The sequence below is a fragment of the Arthrobacter sp. MDT2-34-1 genome (genome assembly GCF_059091365.1).
Map to the genome: position 1 here is coordinate 1 of NZ_JBNHGO010000149.1, position 448 is coordinate 448.

Consider the following 448-nt stretch of genomic DNA (forward strand, 5'->3'; position numbering starts at 1 on the left):
GCCGACGTGGCAGTAACGACGCAGTCCGTCGGTTTCCTGGCGGACCACCAGGGAGAGCTTACAGTGGGTCTTCAGGCCCACGATGCCGTACACCACGTGCACGCCGGCCTGTTCCAGCTTGCGCGCCCAGGTGATGTTGGCCTGCTCGTCGAAGCGCGCCTTGATCTCCACCAGGGCCAGGACCTGCTTGCCGGCTTCGGCGGCATCGATCAGCGCATCCACGATAGGGGAATCACCCGAGGTGCGGTACAGGGTCTGCTTGATCGCCTGCACCCGCGGATCCGCCGCGGCCTGCTCCAGGAACGCCTGCACGGAGGTGGAGAAGGAATCGTAGGGGTGGTGCAGCAGGATGTCGCGGCGCCGCATGGCGGCAAAGACATTGGCCGGCTTGGAGGTCTCGTTTTCCTTCAGGTACCGGCTGGTGTGCGGCACCTGCTTGGGGTAGTGC

At 65.4% G+C, this 448-nt stretch carries 1 pseudogene; it reads right to left on the reverse strand.

Features of this window, described 5'->3' with window-relative positions:
- Positions 1-448 (reverse strand): annotated as a pseudogene (locus tag AC5RVV_RS18110) (RNA degradosome polyphosphate kinase); the annotation flags it as partial.